The sequence below is a fragment of the Methylophaga sp. UBA4204 genome (assembly GCF_002379485.1).
GTDB lineage: Bacteria > Pseudomonadota > Gammaproteobacteria > Nitrosococcales > Methylophagaceae > Methylophaga.
On the sequence record NZ_DFTU01000012.1, the window covers coordinates 6,566 to 7,735 of the forward strand.

Annotated in this window: 2 protein-coding genes; both read left to right on the top strand. The window is 44.4% G+C overall.

All coding sequences use genetic code 11. From position 1 onward, the window contains the following. The coding region (gene lspA, locus B3182_RS01750) for a signal peptidase II (protein WP_349677924.1) at positions 1 to 495 on the top strand (495 nt) is incomplete at its 5' end. After that, a partial coding sequence (locus tag B3182_RS01755; RefSeq protein WP_292751293.1) for a pyridoxal phosphate-dependent aminotransferase occupies positions 492 to 1,170 on the top strand: 679 nt, incomplete at its 3' end. The genes lspA and B3182_RS01755, both read left to right, overlap by 4 nt.

Here is a 1,170-nt window from a genome sequence, read left to right on the forward strand (position 1 = left end):
CCCGCCGTTTTGCCTGAGGCCAATATTATGATGAAGTGGTTATGGATTAGCGCCCTGGTTATTGTGCTGGATCAGCTGACCAAAGTTGTTATGGCAAACTGGCTGGAGCTTTATCAAACCGTCGCCGTGATGCCGTATTTCAATTTCACTTTGGCACACAATAGTGGAGCGGCATTCAGTTTTCTGGCGGGGGCCGGTGGCTGGCAACGCTTTTTCTTTATTGGTCTGGCGATCTCCGTTTCAATAGTGTTAATGATTTGGTTATCACGTTTGAAAGCGCAGGCAAAAGTCGAAGCGATAGCAATTGCATTGATTATTGGCGGTGCTATCGGCAATGTTATTGATCGATTCATCCATGGCTATGTTATTGATTTTATAGATATCTATGTTGGAAGTTATCACTGGCCAGCCTTTAATATAGCCGATGCGGCTATTTGTATTGGCGCCGTATTGTTGATTGTGGATAGTTTCAAAAAACCAGCGGAGCAAAAATGAATCTGTGTGATTTAGCGGTAGAAAGCATTGCCGGTTTGCAGCCTTATGTACCGGGAAAACCCATTGAGGAATTACAACGTCAATATGGCGTAAGAGATGTCATCAAACTCGCCTCAAATGAGAGTCCGATTGGTCCATCACAAGCTGCACAAGCTGCAATTGCGTTGGCAACTCGCGATTTAACCCGTTATCCGGATGGTAATGGCTATGCATTAAAACTGGCTTTATCTGAAAAGTTTCAGATTGATGCCAACCAGATTACCTTAGGGAATGGTTCTAACGATGTGCTGGAGCTTATTGCTCGCTGTTTTGCTTCACCTGCGGATGAAGTCATATTCTCCCAACACGCGTTTGCAGTATATCCATTGGTGACGCAGGCAATAGGTGCCACATTGGTGGAAGTGCCCGCCAAACAGTATGGACATGATTTAACAGCCATGCAGCGGGCCATCACTGAAAAAACCAAGCTGATTTTTATTGCCAATCCTAACAATCCCACCGGAACGCATATTCCGGCAACGGAAGTTCATACTTTTCTGCAGTCAGTTGCTGATAACGTGATAGTCGTATTGGATGAAGCCTATATTGAATATGGCGATGAAGAGGTAAACAGCATTGATTGGCTCAAACAGTTTCCTAACTTAATCATTTGCCGTACCTTTTCCAAGGCTTATG